This window comes from Anaerocolumna sp. AGMB13025, assembly GCF_029689925.1.
GTDB lineage: Bacteria > Bacillota > Clostridia > Lachnospirales > Lachnospiraceae > Anaerocolumna.
Genome location: NZ_CP121445.1, coordinates 5,084,103 through 5,099,492, shown reverse-complemented (window position 1 = coordinate 5,099,492; position 15,390 = coordinate 5,084,103). Strand labels below are relative to the sequence as shown.

The window sequence follows — 15,390 nt, the reverse complement described above, 5'->3', positions numbered from 1 at the left end:
GTTATAGTTGTGGCAGTATCACAGGTGAGCCTGTGATTGGCAATGGGTTTAAGCATGATACTATTAATTACCGGCGGTAGCGGCAGCGGCAAATCGGAATTCGCAGAAAATCTGGCTGTAAAGCAAAAGAGCAGCGAGTTACTTTATATTGCCACAATGATGCCTCAGGATAACGAAAGCCTTCAAAGAATTGCCCGACATCAGGAACAACGCAGAGATAAAGGATTTAAGACCTTGGAATGTTATACAGACTTACAGGGGATCAGGCTTAAGAATTCTCCTGTTGTCTTATTGGAATGCATGTCAAACCTGCTGGCGAATGAGATGTATAGTGAAGACGGGTTTGTGCATAAAAACGATAATGCAAAGATAGACATAGTTGTGAATAAAAACAGCATTACAGATATTGAATGTCTTGTAAGGGCTGACGGTATTGTGAACAAAGATGACAATGTATATAAAGATGACAGTATAAATAAAGAAGGCAATGCGAATAAAGAAAGCAATGCAAATAAAGAAGGCAATGCAAATAAAGAAGGCAATGCGAATAAAGAAAGCAATGCAAATAAAGAAGGCAATGCAAATAAAGAAGGCAATGCGAATAAAGAAAGTAATTCATACAAAGAAAGCAATGTAAATAACGATGGTGCCATTAAAGATAGGGATAGTTTGATAATAGAAGAAATCATAAATGGCATTACACAGTTAGAACAAGTATGTGAGCAGGTTATCATCGTTTCCAATGAGGTATTTTCTGATAATGGTTCAATATACGAGGAAACCAACCGTTACATAAAACTGTTAGGAGAAATAAACTGCCGTATTGCTATGAAAGCGGACTGTGTATATGAAGTGGTATGTGGGATACCGGTATGCCAGAAAGGAAAGATAGTATGACTCTCTTAAAATCAATGATTATAGCATTTTCCACCTATTCCAAACTCCCTATGCCAAGAGTGGAATGGAATGAGAAAAATATGAAATATTCTCTGATTTTTTTCCCTTTTATCGGTGCGGTAATCGGCGGACTTATGTGCAGTTGGTGGCAATTATCCAACATCCTTGGGTTTGGCAGCGCCTTTCAGGCGGCGGTGGCTCTGGCTATTCCTGTTTTTATATCGGGGGGAATTCATTTAGACGGATTTGCAGATACGGCAGATGCACGAAGTTCCTACCAGCCAAGGGAGCGGAAACTTGAGATTTTAAAAGATCCCCATACCGGGGCTTTTGCGGTGATTTCTTTAAGCATCTATCTAATCCTGTATTTCGGAGCTCTGACAGAGCTAAGAAGTCTGAGAGCATATCTGTTAATTGGTTTCGGCTTTATCCTTTCCAGAGCACTTAGCGGTTTATCACTGGTATTATTCCGGTCAGCAAAAAAAGAAGGGCTTTTGTATACATTTTCGTCATCAGCCCACAGAAAAGTTACTGGAGTAGTATTAGGTATCCTGATTCTGGTATGTGCCTGTGCTATGGTGTATGTGGACAGAAAAGGCGGAATTACGCTGTTATTTGCAGCTGGCATCGTGTTTTGGTATTACAGGCGGGTATCCTATAAAGAGTTCGGAGGTATAACGGGAGATTTGGCGGGATTTTTCTTGCAGTTATGTGAATTAGCCATGGTGATTTTTGCAGCGGTAATAATGTAATAGGATTTATCATAGAAAGAACTAAAAATTACAGTAATAGATGAAAGCTGTGTTATCACCTAAAAACTGATAAAGCAGTAGCTTTGAAAATACAGAAGTATTGTGGCCTTTTTGAAATAGGTCAGTGACAGTAAGAAATACCCAAGAATATTTTGGGAGAGAGGAAAATCCAATAACCATCTAATAAATTGGATTATACGAGTATATGGAATTATATATTGGCGGTATGAGCCAGGGAAAACTGAACTTTGTATGCAGGGAAAAAGGACTGGCAAAAGACAGCAGAGAAATCTGTGACGGGAAAGACTGTTCTATGGAGGAGATACTTACAAAGCCGGTAATTAATCATTTACATGTATTTATAAAACGGCTTTTGGAGACTGCCCAAGAAAATAGCGATCTGCCGGATGTTGACTTAAGCGCCTATCCTCACCTGAAAAGCGGCAATTTTACAGAACCCCATCATAGGCTGGCAGCTGTTATGGAGGAATTGATTGCCGGCAATCCATCAGCGGTTATTATCTGTAATGAATTGGGTTATGGAATTGTGCCCATGGATAAAGCAGACAGGGTTTACAGAGAAACCGTAGGCCGCTGCTTATGCAGACTGGCGGCTTACTCAGAGCGTGTTGTCAGGGTTGTATGCGGATTGGGGATGACAATAAAATGAATATAATTTTAATCCGGCACGGAATGACAGAAGGTAATAAGGAAAAGAGATATATCGGACGAACTGACGAGCCTTTGTGCAGCGAAGGGTTTGCAAAAATGAAAGAGTATGTGGGTAAAAAGCGGTACCCAAAAGCAGATGCCGTTTATGTCAGTCCATTAAAACGATGCATAGAAACTGCCAGGTTAATTTACCCGGACCAGGATTATATCCTTTGCAGTAATTTAACAGAATGTGATTTTGGAGATTTTGAAAATAAAAACTATCTGGAATTATCGAAAAATGAAGACTACAAAAACTGGATAGAAAGTGGAGGGAAACAGAAATTTCCCTCCGGTGAAGACCCGGAAAGTTTTAAAAAACGCTGTCAGGAAGCGTTCAAAGAGATTGTGGAAGATAATTTGAAAGTTAGTAAAGGGGATAGTTGGAAAAGCAGTACAGACCATCTCGTGAAAGAAAGCCTGGCACATATTTCAAAAGACAATACGAAAGACAGCGATAATAAAGTCGCCAATAAAGCCATTGCCCTGATTGTCCATGGAGGCACTATTATGGCTATATTGGAAAAGTACGGGCTGCCGGAAAAAGGTTTTTATGACTGGCAGCTAAGTAACGGCGAAGGTTATGAATGCGAACTGATGGAATATACAATAGATGAGAATCAATTAGATGAAAATCAAATAAATGGGAATCAAATAAATTCAATAAATGATAATCAAATAAATGGGAATCAAATAAATTCAGTAAATGATAATCAAATAAATAAAAATCAGATAAATGAGAATCAAAAAAATGAAAATCAAAAAAATGAAAATCAGATAAATGAGAACCATATAAACGAAAAAAAGATAACCAAGAATCAGAAAAAAACTTTAAAAAACATAAAACTCATAAGAAAGTTAGGAGGTTAAGGAAGCTTGAATATGATTTATTATTCTATAGCAGCATTTGCGGCAGGTTATATACTTGATTTAATTTTCGGTGATCCTTACTGGCTACCACATCCTATACGATTTATTGGAAGTTTGATTGGTAAAACAGAGAAATTAGTTAGAAAGCATGTTAAAAATACGCCAAGCAGCCTGATTTATGGAGGAGCCATTCTGGTAATTCTGGTTCTTATTATATCCACAGCAATCCCTTTCCTTATGTTGTATTTCCTTTATCAGTATCTCCCTTGGTTAGGATTTATAGCAGAAAGTATTATGTGTTATCAAATATTGGCTACAAAATGCCTAAAGGTGGAAAGCATGAGGGTTTATGACTCACTTAAAAATAATAATATATCAGAAGCCAGATACAACGTGTCCATGATTGTGGGCAGGGATACGGATAAACTGGATGAGACAGGGGTGGCTAAAGCAGCAGTGGAAACTGTTGCCGAGAATACCTCTGACGGAGTCATAGCTCCAATGTTTTATATTGCGATAGGCGGTCCGGTTCTGGGTTTTTTCTATAAAGCAGTAAATACTATGGATTCCATGATTGGTTACAAAAACGATGCTTATCTGTATTTTGGCAGAATTGCTGCAAAGCTTGATGATGTGGTTAATTATATACCTGCAAGGCTGGCAGCCTTGCTTATGATTCTGGTCTGCCCTATGGCAGGTCTTGATAAAAAGGGAGCAGCAAAGATTTATAAAAGGGATAGACACAATCACTCCAGTCCTAATTCTGCCCAGACCGAAGCAGTATGCGCCGGAGCCCTGGGACTTAAACTTGCCGGCGATGCCTATTACTTTGGAAAACTTCATAAAAAACCTACGATAGGTGATGAAACGAGACAGATAGAGGCGGAAGACATTAAGAGGGTAAACCGTTTATTATACGCAGTATCCCTTTTGGCAGTAATCGTATTGATACTTCTAAAATTACTAGTGGTAAAGGTAATGGCAGCAGTTATATAAGTGATATATAAGTACCAGCTTGTTAGCAAGAATTATATAGTTTAAAACATAAAAACTCCGTAGTTTGGAGTGGATGGGAGTATAATGGAGCAGAAGTTATACCGGCATGGCGGTGAGATATATGATAAAGAAATAACCTGGGATTTTTCTGTGAATACCAATCCTTTTGGGCTTCCTGAAGGGGTAAAAGATGCCCTTATCAAACATATGGAGGAATATTCCTTATATCCGGATAATTGCTGCACGGGATTAATAACTGCCCTCAGTGACTATGAGGAGATTAACAGAAATTATATAATCTGCGGGAATGGTGCTTCGGATTTGATCTTCCGGTTATGTTATGCAATAAAGCCGAAGAAAGCAATGGTTACAGCTCCGTCTTTCTCAGAGTATGAAAAGGCATTAAAGGAAGTCGGCTGTGAGTTGGAATACGCTTACTTAACAGAAGCGGAGGACTTTCTGGTAACGGAAAGATTACTGGAAGAACTTAATGAGACACTGGATCTGTTGTTTTTATGCAACCCCAATAATCCTACCGGCGCGCTTATATCCCCTGGGCTTTTAAAAGATATAATAAAATATTGTCATAAGTATCATATTTTTCTGGTTATGGATGAATGTTTCCTTGATTTTACAGACGAGGCAGAAGCATATTCCGTGAAAAAATATCTGGAAGGAAATGATAAAATATTTCTCTTAAAGGCATTTACCAAGATCTATGCAATGGCCGGTATAAGGCTAGGCTACGGGTTATGCAGCAGCGAAAAGCTGTTAAGGCTTATGTCGGCTATGGGACCTGCCTGGAATGTATCCATACCGGCTCAGGTTGCAGGAATACAAGCTTTAAAAGAGGAGTCCTACCGGCTAAAATCAAAGGATCTGATTAGCGAAGAGAAAATCTATCTGTATGAAAGCCTTAGGAAGCTGGGGTTAAAGGTTTTTAAACCTGCTGCTAATTATTTGTTTTTTAAATGCAGGGAAAGCTTGTATGACTGGTTATTGGGTAAAGGAATTCTGATACGGCAGTGTGATAATTATCATGGACTGACACCAGAGTATTTTCGGATAGCAGTAAAAAAACATAAGGAAAATGAAATCCTAATTAAAGCAATTACTGAATATAAATGCAGGCATAAAGAGCAGTAAGTAAGTCAGAACAAAGAGTAAGAAATAAATCAGAACGAAGAGTACGAAGTAAATCAGAACGAAGAGTAAGAAATAAGTTAGAACGAAGAGTAAGAAATAAATCAGAACAAAGTGTATGAAATAAAGCAGAAAAATAAATGTAAGCCATACAGGCAATCGGAAATGAAATAAAATAGAACTTATTAGTTTTGAATAGTTTTGATAAGAAGAAAGGAGGAAATATGGCAAAAGCGATTATGATACAAGGAACTATGTCCAGTGCAGGTAAAAGCCTGGTAGCAGCAGGGCTTTGCAGGGTTTTTAAGCAGGATGGCTATAAAGTGGCACCATTTAAATCCCAGAATATGGCCTTGAATTCCTTTATTACAGAGGAAGGTCTGGAGATGGGACGTGCCCAGGTAATGCAGGCAGAAGCCTGCGGCATTAAGCCCACGGTAGTGATGAATCCCATACTATTAAAGCCCACTACAGATGTAGGTTCCCAGGTTATTGTAAATGGAGAAGTAAGGGGCAATATGAAAGCCGCCGATTATTTTAAATACAAAAAATCCCTGATCCCAGATATTATGAAAGCCTATCATAAACTGGAGGAAGAGTATGATATTATTGTAATAGAAGGAGCGGGAAGCCCTGCAGAAATTAACTTAAAAAGCGAAGATATTGTAAATATGGGCATGGCTAAACTTGCCAATGCGCCGGTATTATTGGTAGGAGATATCGACAGGGGGGGTGTTTTCGCCCAACTTGCCGGAACCCTTATGCTTCTTGAAGAAGAGGAAAAAAAGCGGATAAAAGCCATGATTATCAACAAGTTCCGGGGGGATAAGTCCATATTAGAACCGGGGCTTGTAATGCTTCGTGACATATGCGGTAAGGAAGTTGCGGGAGTCATTCCCTATGTATATCTGGATCTTGACGAGGAAGACAGCTTGTCGGAGCGTTTTGACAGAAAAACAGATATCGGTATTATAGATATAGCCATTATAAAATTCCCCAGAATATCTAATTTCACAGATTTTAATGCCCTGGAACAGATGGAGGGAGTAACCCTTCGTTATATAACCAATACTTTAGAATTACGGGATCCGGACATGATTATCCTTCCCGGCACGAAAAGTACGATGCAGGACTTGCTCTGGATGAGGCAAAATGGTCTGGAAGCAGCGGTTAAGCAAAATGCATCCAGGGGTAAACTAATTATGGGAATCTGCGGCGGCTATCAGATGTTAGGAGAGACCTTAAGTGACCCCTATCAGGTAGAAGCTTCTGGTATTATGGATGGAATGGGACTGCTTCCGATGAATACTATATTTGAAGAAGAGAAGGTCCGTACCAGGGTGTCTGGTTTTATCAACACTTTAGAGGGAGAACTTTCACTGTTAAGCAAAAGTCGGATTGAAGGTTATGAAATTCATATGGGAGTATCCACAGCTTCTGATAAAGTCAAGGATAAATCCCTCTCTCGTATAACAGATTGGTTGGCTGCCTCAGAAGAGAAGGTTAACGAAGAAGTAAAAACAGTTGATATCGTAAAAGCTTCCAGTAAGTGTGATGATAACAGCAGTGATAATACTGAAAATAGATATAATACTGATAATAGAAATACTGAAAATAGAATTACTGAAAATAGATTTAATGCTGATAAGAGCACTAAGACTGTTAAAGACTATGCTATAGACAAAGGCAGTAATACTGACATAGACAGAACAGATAATAGCCATAAAACCGATGGTCAATACAGTAACAACATTTTTGGAACATATGTACATGGTATTTTTGACAGTGAAGAATTTTTGGAGGGAGTTGTAAAGACTCTTTACAAAAGAAAAGGTCTTCCCTATAATCAAGTTAAGGCTGTTGATTTAAAAACCTATAAAGAACAGCAATATGATCTACTGGCAGATACCATCAGAAATAACCTGGACATGGAATTTATCTACCGAATTCTTAAGGAGGACCTATGACGAAGGGGTTAATACACATTTACTGCGGAGATGGAAAAGGCAAGACTACGGCTGCCTTAGGGTTAGCGCTCCGCGCTGCCGGTAGCGGGATGAAGGTAGTCATACTGCAATTTTTAAAAGGAAGACCAGTAAATGAGCTGAAAAGCCTGAAATTAATACCGGGAATAACCGTCTTTCGGAACTCAAAGGATTTTGGTTTTTTTAATACCATGACAGATCAGGACAAAGCAGATATTACCAAAATGCACAATGAAAACCTGAAAAAAGCACTTGATATGGTTGAGAAAGAAACCTGTGGATTGCTGATATTGGATGAAATAATACCAGCATATAACCATGGCTTGGTAGACAAAGGATTAATTGATAATCTGGTTGAGAATAAAAGTGAAGAACTGGAACTGGTCTTAACGGGAAGGGACCCGGCACCTCTATTTTTGGAGAAAGCAGACTATGTATCGGAAATAAAGAAAATCAAACATCCCTATGATAACAATATAGGAGCAAGAAAAGGAATCGAACTATGAAAGTACCAATAGAAATCCTATCTCCCGGAGAAATAGAAAGACGAAGCTTTGAACTGATTGAGGCGGAACTGACGAAAGAACTGGACCCACTGCAAAAACCCATAATAAAAAGGGTAATTCATACTACAGCAGATTTTGATTATGTTGATAACTTAAGCTTTTCTGGCGGAGTAATTGAAAAAGCATTAAAAGCACTGGAAGCAGGGGCTTGTATTGTAACTGATACCAATATGGCAAAGGCTGGAATTAATAAAACTTCTCTTTCCAGATTCGGGGGAGATGTCTACTGCTTTATGGCAGATGAAGATGTAGCAGACACTGCGAAAGAAAGGGGAATAACAAGGGCTGCCGTTTGCATGGAAAAAGCAGCGAAACTTAACAAACCACTAATTTTTGCTATCGGCAATGCACCTACCGCCTTAATACGCCTGTATGAACTAATACAATCTGAAAAATTTATACCGGAGCTTATTATTGGAGTACCGGTAGGCTTTGTTAATGTAGTGGAGGCCAAAGAATTAATCATGGAGGCTGGAATTCCTTACATTGTAGCCAGAGGAAGAAAAGGCGGAAGCAATGTGGCAGCTTGTATCTGCAACGCACTGTTGTATATGATATGATTTTATAAACTACAGGGACAGATAATAAAACCATAAAAAAAGAGGATTTACAGCTACTGCCTCTAATAAAGGCTTTTCAGTGTAAATCCTCTTAGTTATAACAGCTCAGTCGGAATTATCTTCCTTTAATATCTTTACCTGATCAAAATATAACTGAATCATCTGTCCTTTAATAAAATCTTTATGTTCATCCGTCAAACGGTTGTAATAATTCAGTACATTACATTCATCCTTGGTTAGATCAGCGGTTATGCCATGGTTATAGTCGGAGGATTCTTTCGTAAGCTCCGATTTATGCCCTTCTTCATAGTCAAATAAATAATCAATACTGACACCAAAAAAGTCTGCAAGCTTAACCATTAAATCCGGATCTGGGGTGCTGTAATTCCGCTCATAATTGGACATAGTTGATTTACTTACACCAAGAATTCCGGCTAAGTCAATTTGGGCGATATTCTTTTGTAATCTTAAGGCTCTGATTTTTTTACCAATATCCAAGATAACACTCCCTTTTCAACATAAATAGTACCATAATTAGAAAATATTAAAATACCAATCAAAATATTATGGATGCATTCCGAAAATATTTGACAAATACAAGAAAATTGGATATAATATAAAAAGAGTGAAATATTAATTTCAGCTCTTATATTATCAGGAATGCCATATTAAGTATTCGGTAAGGCGAAGATAGCTTATTATGATATATACTCCCCTCAATATTAATTAAAAGCGCTTGGCTGCACGGAATAATAATATGGCATGATATCCTGAAGAAATCCAAAATCCAAAATCCAAAATCCAAAATCCAAAATCCAAAATCCAAAATCCAAAATCCAAAATTCCTTAACCAGTCTAAGTTTTGCCCATATAAACTCCTTTAAATCCGGAATTAAAGTATCTTACCTAAAGATATACGAAAGTATTATCTTAATATGCGTTTTAGGATAAAAAACTAAGAGTGCTGGAGAAATAAATATAGTAAAAATTTAAAACTACTGATAATATTTCCATAAAGTGTGATATAATAGATATACCTTGATAAGCCTGAACTATTATCAGAGCTTATTATGGGATAAAAGGAAAGGATGGTGCCAAATGTTAAATAAAGAAGTTGTAACACTACTGAATGAACAGATTAATAAGGAATTTTATTCAGCCTATCTATATATGGATATGGCAAATTACTATGCAGATCAAAGTTTAAACGGTTTTGAAAATTGGTTTTTTGTTCAGATGCAGGAGGAACGGGATCATGCTATGCTATTTCGGCAATACCTGTTGAATAACAGCGAAGCTGTTACCCTTACTACTATTTCAGCTCCAGATAAAAAATATGAAACGTTCCGGGAACCCCTAGTATTGGCACTGGAACATGAACAATTCGTAACAGCATCTATCAATAACATATATGAAGCTGCATATCGGAATAAGGATTTTAGGACCATGCAGTTTTTGGACTGGTTTATAAAGGAACAAGGAGAAGAGGAAAAGAACGCAGACGATAATATTAAGAAATTTGATTTGTTTGCCGGTGATCCCAAAGGACTATATATGCTTGATAATGAATTAAAAGCAAGGGTATATACAGCACCTTCCCTGGTCTTGTAATTAATTTTATATCCGGTTATATTATAATAAAATATAAGAATAAAACGCAGAATATTAAAATATACTTGCGTTTTATTTTTTTATTGTTATAATGTAAACTAATTTATGCGTTAAAGCGCACAAATAAATAACTGATAAAAGCAAACAGCAGGATAATGTTAAACATACGATACAATAATTTAGCAGGAAACAGGAGGTGCCTACTTGGAATATATATCAAAAAATGTAGCAAGAAACCTTAAGCGGATCAGAAAATCCAGAAAGATGAGTCTGGAGGTGGTTTCGGAGCAGACCGGTATCAGCAGGAGTATGTTAGGTCAAATAGAGCGGGGAGATTCCATCCCGACCATTGAAACTCTTGGGAAAATCGTCAGCGGATTGAGAGTTTCCTTTAATTCTTTAGTCAGTGCTGTGAAAACAGATACCATAATTGTGGAAAAGGAAGAGCTGATTCCCTCCAAGGAGATAGTGGGAGAATACAAGGTTTACGAGTACTTTCCCTATGAAGAAGACCGTACTTTTGAAATATACATGATGGAAATCTCAGAAGGTTCCAGTTATACCTCCGGTGGTCATGGAGAGAATACTTATGAATATTTAACAGTAATCACAGGGGTACTGACTTTGGAGGCAGGGGGAAAAACATACGAGATAAAGGAAGAAAACTCCATAAGGTTCCCCACCTATGGTGATCATACCTATTCCAATTTTGGAAAGGGTGTCGTGAAATTCAGCATAACTTTTACCTGGGATTAATGGTTAGCTTAATAATTAAAGTAAAAATAATTATTACAAAAATATTTATTGACAATATAACGCACAAATGATATAGTTACAGCAATACAAAATGAATGAAACAAAGGTGTTTATGTAAGTGAAACAGAATAAACTGTTTCCGTTACCTAAACGCTTTTTTTTTACCCTGAGGTCTGATATTATGCAGACTGTTTTCAATTGATAAGGAGGAAGCTGGTATGAAAGAAATAACCATGTATATCAAACCCGAAAAACTCGAGGTGGTAAAAAACATACTGCATGAACAAGGCTGCGGAGGTATGTCGGTCATGAGCATCATGGGCTGCGGTATTCAGCTGGGTGAGACAAATCCAGTGAATTTTAAGGGACTTAGAACCAATATCAATTTAATACCTAAGATTAAAATTGAGGTAATTGTTAGAGACGAAATAGTAGAAAACATATTGCTAGAAATCAGGGATAAAGTAGCGACTGGAACAGTAGGTGACGGTAAAGTAATTATTAAGAATGTAGAAGATGTCATGAGAATCCGAACCGGAGAACGTGGAACGGATGCAATATAAGATATAATTGCAATATGGCAACGAAGCCGGCGTAACTCGTCGGCTTTTTTTATTTTACAGCAGAATGGAGTGATAAGACATATGGAGGAAAGAAAAGCAATTGTAGAAATAAAAAATGTCAATAAAATTTTCGGTGAGAATCATGTTGTACACGATTTGGATTTAACAATTTATGAAGGCGAATTTCTGACAATGCTCGGTCCATCCGGTTGCGGTAAGACGACAATATTACGGATGATTGGCGGTTTTGAAGAACTAACTGGCGGGCAGATCTTAGTTGAGGGAGAAAGAGTGGAAGAGAAAGAACCCTTTGAACGTAACGTAAATACGGTTTTTCAAAGCTATGCCTTATTCCCACATATGAATATATTTAATAACATCGCTTATGGCTTGAAGATAAAGAAAGTTAAAAAAGATGAGATAAACAGACGGGTGGAGGAAATGCTTGCTTTGGTTCAGCTAAACGGATTTGAAAAACGCTTCCCAAGCCAGCTGTCCGGCGGACAAAAGCAAAGGGTTGCCATCGCCAGAGCCTTAATCAATCAACCTAAAGTACTGCTTCTTGACGAACCCTTAGGAGCCCTTGATTTAAAGTTAAGAAAAGAGATGCAGCTAGAACTTAAAAATCTTCAGAAGAAGCTCGGCATCACTTTTGTATATGTTACCCATGACCAGGAGGAAGCGCTTACCATGAGTGACCGGATTGCCATTATGAATCAGGGATATTTAGACCAGTTAGATACACCGGAACAGGTATATGAAAAACCTGCCACCAGATTTGTTGCAGATTTCATTGGGGAATCCAATATATTCGAAGCCACGGTATTAAAAATCAGCGGGGAAGAGGTAAGCATCGGTTTGGAAGTTGGCAACGCCAGAGGACTTTTAGAAGAAGGAACGAAATACGAACTCTCTGAAATGGTATATGCCTGTGTAAGACCGGAAAAAGTACGATTCTCCCAAGAGGAAGTAATAGGGTTTAATCTGAAAGGAATCGTAAAGGAACAGATTTATGTAGGTAATATCATAAAAAGTAACATAATCATTGCGAACGGACAGACAGTGAAGATTAGCAGGCTGAATCTTAACGAAGTGCCAAAAGTCGGTGAAACCATTAATATCTACTGGAATCTGGAGGATGTGGTCCTTATGAAGTCCAGAGGATATCAAATTCATACCGTTATTGAGAATGCCAGATTGGGAGGCGATTAAATGAAAAAAAGCTATAAGATCAGGAATAAAACCATTCCCTTATTGACAACGGTTTCTCCGGTGGCCGTCTGGTTGCTGCTACTGGTAGCTGCCCCTTTACTCTATGTGTTATTCTTAAGTTTTATGTCAACCGATGGCTATCATGTAGTATTTTTATTTACTTTTGATAATTATAAAAATCTGCTAAATCCAACCTATATGGAGATTTACGCCAATTCATTCATAGTTGCATTTTTTACGACAGTAATCTGTATACTGGCAGGTTATCCTTTCGCCTACCATATGGCTAAGGCAGGAAAAAGAAAGAAAACAATTATGATGATAATGCTTATGGTACCCTTTTGGACCAATTCCCTGATCCGTTTAAATGGCTGGAAAACCCTATTGGGGAAAACCGGTTTTGTCAATACCCTGCTGCTTAACCTTGGAATAATTAAGGAACCTGTTGAAATCCTTTATACCAGAGGAGCAGTACTTCTAGGTATGGTATATGTCTTAATTCCATATATGATACTACCCTTATTTGCCTCCATAGATAAACTGGATCACAGTTTACTGGAAGCCTCCAATGATTTGGGAGCCAATAAAGTAAAAACCTTCCTTCATATAACCTTACCCCTAACCTTTGCCGGTATCTTTTCCGGTTCCATTATGATATTCATACCCTCTCTTGGATATTTCTTCGTATCCGATATTATGGGGGGAGGAAAATCACAGCTTATCGGAAACCTGATTGAGAATCAATTTAAAGCCGCCAATAACTGGCCTTTAGGCGCAAGTCTCTCCATGATGTTAATCTTCTTAATACTGATTATGGTTACGGTTTATAAAAAAGGCGGCGGCAATATGGAAGATCTGGGGGTGATGTAAATGAAAAGCAGAAAGAAATTTGGTAAAACCCTAGCAAGCCTTTACAGCTATTTGGTATACCTCTTTTTGTATCTCCCGATATTTGTCATTATATTATTTTCCTTTAACACCTCTAAGAGAAATATTGTTTTCGAAGGCTTTACCTTTCTATGGTATTCCAGATTATTTGATAACGATGCACTATTACAGGCTTATGGCAATACCCTGATTGTTGGTTCTATCAGCACTGTTATAGCTACAATTATAGGCACTCTGGCTTCTTATGGCATGTCAAAGTATAAATTTAAGGGAAAAGGTATTATCGATATGCTGCTTTATATACCAGTAGTAATTCCTGAAATCGTACTGGGTATATCTTTATTAGCCATTTTTAACCTGTCCAATATACCAATGGGTCTGACTTCCTTAATTATAGCCCATGCTACTTTTAGTATTCCTTTTGTAGTATTTACCGTCAATGCCAGACTGGCAGGATTTGACCGGTCGGTAGAAGAGGCGGCTATGGACTTAGGTGCCGGAAGGATAAAAACTTTCTTTACCGTTACCTTACCTATTATAATGCCGGGCGTCATATCCGGAGCATTTTTAGCGTTTACCCTATCCATTGATGACATCATTATCAGTTTCTTTACTACGGGACCAGGCAGCAATACCTTTCCGTTAAAGGTAATGGAACTTACCAAAACCGGTGTCACTCCGGATGTATATGCACTTACCACCTTAGTATTTATTGTTACCGTAGCAGTGACCTTTTTGTCCCAGCGGGATAAAAAGAAAACGGCAAGTAATTCTTCAAAATAAATTCATAAAAGACCAAGAAAGGGAGAAAGATTATGAAAAAAGGAAAAACAGTTATTTTAACAGCCCTTATAGTTGTATTAACAGCAGGGCTTACGGCCTGCGGCGGCGGAAAAAAGAACGGAACCCTGAACTTATTTATATGGACGGAATATATGCCGGATTCCGTAATCAAAGACTTTGAGAAGGAAACGGGAATTAAAGTACAGATGCAGACTTATTCCAACAATGAGGAAATGCTTGCCAAGGTTCAGGGCAGCAATCCAGGGGCATATGACATTGTAGTACCAAGTGACTATATGGTAGAGAATATGATTTCCCAGGGATTGTTACAGGAATTGGATAAATCTCAATTAACCAATATAGGAAATTTAGACCCTGCCTATTTAAATCCCAGTTATGACCCTGAAAGCAAATATTCCGTACCCTATTTAGGAGGAGCAGGTGTTATCGTATATAATAAGAAGATGGTGGATCCAGGTGCGGATTTTACAAATTACGATGAGTTATTTAAACCTGCTTATAAGAATTCCATCGTGGTACTGGATGATTTTCGATCTATTATTGGAATCACCTCCCTAAGCATGGGTTATGACTTTAATGAAACCGACGAATCCAAATTAGGGCAGATAAAAGAAAAAATGCTGACCTTAAAACCAAATATCAAGAGTTTTGACAGTGATTCACCCAAAACCTTAATGATAACGGAAGAAACCTCCGTAGGTCTTATGTGGAGCGGCGAGGCGGCGCTTGCACTGGGGGAGAATGAGAACCTGGACCTGGCATTTCCAAGTAAAGGGATGTACTTATTCTTAGATAACCTGTGTATCACAAAAGATGCAAAAAACAAGGAAAATGCCTACAAATTTATTGACTATGTCTTAAAAGCAGAAGTCAATAAAGCGATATCAACAGAATTCCCTTACTTAAATCCAAACAAAGCCGGAGTGGCCTTAATGGATGATACATATAGGAGCAATAAAGCCATCTGTATTCCACCAGAAGAAATCAAAAAAGGCTTTTACGTTAAGAACATCGGTAAAACCGTTGATTTGTATAGTGAAATTTGGGCTGAATTTACAAAATAAAGGAGAGTAAAT

Annotated in this window: 17 protein-coding genes; 16 read left to right on the top strand and 1 reads right to left on the bottom strand. The window is 37.9% G+C overall.

Going from position 1 to position 15,390, the window contains the following annotated elements; translation table 11 throughout:
- Positions 1-42 precede the first annotated feature (42 nt).
- The 9 genes from QA584_RS21120 (at position 43) to QA584_RS21080 (ending at position 8,480) form a co-directional block, all read left to right on the top strand.
- Positions 43-897 (top strand): bifunctional adenosylcobinamide kinase/adenosylcobinamide-phosphate guanylyltransferase, encoded by an 855-nt coding sequence (locus QA584_RS21120; RefSeq protein WP_278275215.1) that lies wholly within the window; start codon positions 43-45, stop codon positions 895-897.
- Complete coding sequence (locus QA584_RS21115; protein ID WP_278271086.1) at positions 873-1,649, top strand: adenosylcobinamide-GDP ribazoletransferase; 777 nt, start codon at positions 873-875, stop codon at positions 1,647-1,649. Before QA584_RS21120 ends, QA584_RS21115 begins: the two co-directional genes overlap by 25 nt.
- 205 nt (positions 1,650-1,854) lie before the next feature.
- Positions 1,855-2,319 (top strand): bifunctional adenosylcobinamide kinase/adenosylcobinamide-phosphate guanylyltransferase, encoded by a 465-nt coding sequence (locus tag QA584_RS21110; protein WP_278271085.1) that lies wholly within the window; start codon positions 1,855-1,857, stop codon positions 2,317-2,319.
- Complete coding sequence (locus QA584_RS21105) at positions 2,316-3,230, top strand: histidine phosphatase family protein (RefSeq protein WP_278271084.1); 915 nt, start codon at positions 2,316-2,318, stop codon at positions 3,228-3,230. The genes QA584_RS21110 and QA584_RS21105 overlap by 4 nt, the downstream gene beginning before the upstream one ends.
- A gap of 12 nt (positions 3,231-3,242) precedes the next feature.
- A complete protein-coding gene (gene cbiB, locus QA584_RS21100; RefSeq protein ID WP_278271083.1) occupies positions 3,243-4,226 on the top strand; it encodes an adenosylcobinamide-phosphate synthase CbiB in 984 nt (327 codons plus the stop codon).
- Positions 4,227-4,310: 84 nt separating this feature from the next.
- The gene (locus QA584_RS21095; protein ID WP_278271082.1) at positions 4,311-5,372 is read left to right on the top strand and encodes a pyridoxal phosphate-dependent aminotransferase; all 1,062 of its coding nucleotides are present in this window, start codon (positions 4,311-4,313) and stop codon (positions 5,370-5,372) included.
- A 221-nt stretch (positions 5,373-5,593) separates the two neighbouring features.
- Positions 5,594-7,336 (top strand): cobyric acid synthase, encoded by a 1,743-nt coding sequence (locus QA584_RS21090; RefSeq protein ID WP_278271081.1) that lies wholly within the window; start codon positions 5,594-5,596, stop codon positions 7,334-7,336.
- The gene (locus tag QA584_RS21085; protein WP_278271080.1) at positions 7,333-7,860 is read left to right on the top strand and encodes a cob(I)yrinic acid a,c-diamide adenosyltransferase; all 528 of its coding nucleotides are present in this window, start codon (positions 7,333-7,335) and stop codon (positions 7,858-7,860) included. Before QA584_RS21090 ends, QA584_RS21085 begins: the two co-directional genes overlap by 4 nt.
- Positions 7,857-8,480, top strand: a complete 624-nt coding sequence (locus QA584_RS21080; protein ID WP_278271079.1) for a precorrin-8X methylmutase — start codon at positions 7,857-7,859, stop codon at positions 8,478-8,480. The genes QA584_RS21085 and QA584_RS21080 overlap by 4 nt, the downstream gene beginning before the upstream one ends.
- A gap of 105 nt (positions 8,481-8,585) precedes the next feature.
- On the opposite strand, the gene QA584_RS21075 is transcribed toward QA584_RS21080, so the two are convergent.
- On the bottom strand, positions 8,586-8,978 hold the full coding sequence (locus QA584_RS21075; protein ID WP_278271078.1) for a helix-turn-helix domain-containing protein: 393 nt from the start codon (positions 8,976-8,978) through the stop codon (positions 8,586-8,588).
- Positions 8,979-9,578: 600 nt separating this feature from the next.
- On the opposite strand from QA584_RS21075, the gene QA584_RS21070 reads away from it, so the two are divergent.
- The 7 genes from QA584_RS21070 to QA584_RS21040 all read left to right on the top strand — a co-directional run bounded on the left by QA584_RS21070 (position 9,579) and on the right by QA584_RS21040 (position 15,378).
- On the top strand, positions 9,579-10,091 hold the full coding sequence (locus QA584_RS21070) for a ferritin (protein ID WP_278271077.1): 513 nt from the start codon (positions 9,579-9,581) through the stop codon (positions 10,089-10,091).
- Positions 10,092-10,295: 204 nt separating this feature from the next.
- Complete coding sequence (locus tag QA584_RS21065; RefSeq protein WP_278271076.1) at positions 10,296-10,847, top strand: helix-turn-helix domain-containing protein; 552 nt, start codon at positions 10,296-10,298, stop codon at positions 10,845-10,847.
- Between the two features lie 218 nt (positions 10,848-11,065).
- Positions 11,066-11,410 carry a P-II family nitrogen regulator gene (locus tag QA584_RS21060; protein ID WP_278271075.1) on the top strand — a complete coding sequence of 115 codons (345 nt, stop codon included), beginning with the start codon at positions 11,066-11,068 and terminating at the stop codon, positions 11,408-11,410.
- Between the two features lie 81 nt (positions 11,411-11,491).
- Entirely contained in the window at positions 11,492-12,622 is a 1,131-nt protein-coding gene (locus tag QA584_RS21055) for an ABC transporter ATP-binding protein (RefSeq protein ID WP_278271074.1), read from the top strand.
- The gene (locus QA584_RS21050; RefSeq protein ID WP_278271073.1) at positions 12,623-13,492 is read left to right on the top strand and encodes an ABC transporter permease; all 870 of its coding nucleotides are present in this window, start codon (positions 12,623-12,625) and stop codon (positions 13,490-13,492) included. It abuts the gene before it with no gap.
- Positions 13,493-14,293 (top strand): ABC transporter permease, encoded by an 801-nt coding sequence (locus tag QA584_RS21045; protein WP_278271072.1) that lies wholly within the window; start codon positions 13,493-13,495, stop codon positions 14,291-14,293. It abuts the gene before it with no gap.
- A 32-nt stretch (positions 14,294-14,325) separates the two neighbouring features.
- Positions 14,326-15,378, top strand: coding sequence for a polyamine ABC transporter substrate-binding protein (locus tag QA584_RS21040; protein WP_278271071.1), 1,053 nt, complete (start codon positions 14,326-14,328; stop codon positions 15,376-15,378).
- The last annotated feature ends 12 nt before the right edge of the window (positions 15,379-15,390 follow it).

Coding starts and splice junctions, on each gene's coding strand:
- QA584_RS21120 (WP_278275215.1), top strand. CDS start 43: ATGGGTTTAAGCATGATACTATTAATTACCGGCGGTAGCGGCAGCGGC.
- QA584_RS21115 (WP_278271086.1), top strand. CDS start 873: ATGCCAGAAAGGAAAGATAGTATGACTCTCTTAAAATCAATGATTATA.
- QA584_RS21110 (WP_278271085.1), top strand. CDS start 1,855: ATGGAATTATATATTGGCGGTATGAGCCAGGGAAAACTGAACTTTGTA.
- QA584_RS21105 (WP_278271084.1), top strand. CDS start 2,316: ATGAATATAATTTTAATCCGGCACGGAATGACAGAAGGTAATAAGGAA.
- cbiB (WP_278271083.1), top strand. CDS start 3,243: ATGATTTATTATTCTATAGCAGCATTTGCGGCAGGTTATATACTTGAT.
- QA584_RS21095 (WP_278271082.1), top strand. CDS start 4,311: ATGGAGCAGAAGTTATACCGGCATGGCGGTGAGATATATGATAAAGAA.
- QA584_RS21090 (WP_278271081.1), top strand. CDS start 5,594: ATGGCAAAAGCGATTATGATACAAGGAACTATGTCCAGTGCAGGTAAA.
- QA584_RS21085 (WP_278271080.1), top strand. CDS start 7,333: ATGACGAAGGGGTTAATACACATTTACTGCGGAGATGGAAAAGGCAAG.
- QA584_RS21080 (WP_278271079.1), top strand. CDS start 7,857: ATGAAAGTACCAATAGAAATCCTATCTCCCGGAGAAATAGAAAGACGA.
- QA584_RS21070 (WP_278271077.1), top strand. CDS start 9,579: ATGTTAAATAAAGAAGTTGTAACACTACTGAATGAACAGATTAATAAG.
- QA584_RS21060 (WP_278271075.1), top strand. CDS start 11,066: ATGAAAGAAATAACCATGTATATCAAACCCGAAAAACTCGAGGTGGTA.
- QA584_RS21055 (WP_278271074.1), top strand. CDS start 11,492: ATGGAGGAAAGAAAAGCAATTGTAGAAATAAAAAATGTCAATAAAATT.
- QA584_RS21050 (WP_278271073.1), top strand. CDS start 12,623: ATGAAAAAAAGCTATAAGATCAGGAATAAAACCATTCCCTTATTGACA.
- QA584_RS21045 (WP_278271072.1), top strand. CDS start 13,493: ATGAAAAGCAGAAAGAAATTTGGTAAAACCCTAGCAAGCCTTTACAGC.
- QA584_RS21040 (WP_278271071.1), top strand. CDS start 14,326: ATGAAAAAAGGAAAAACAGTTATTTTAACAGCCCTTATAGTTGTATTA.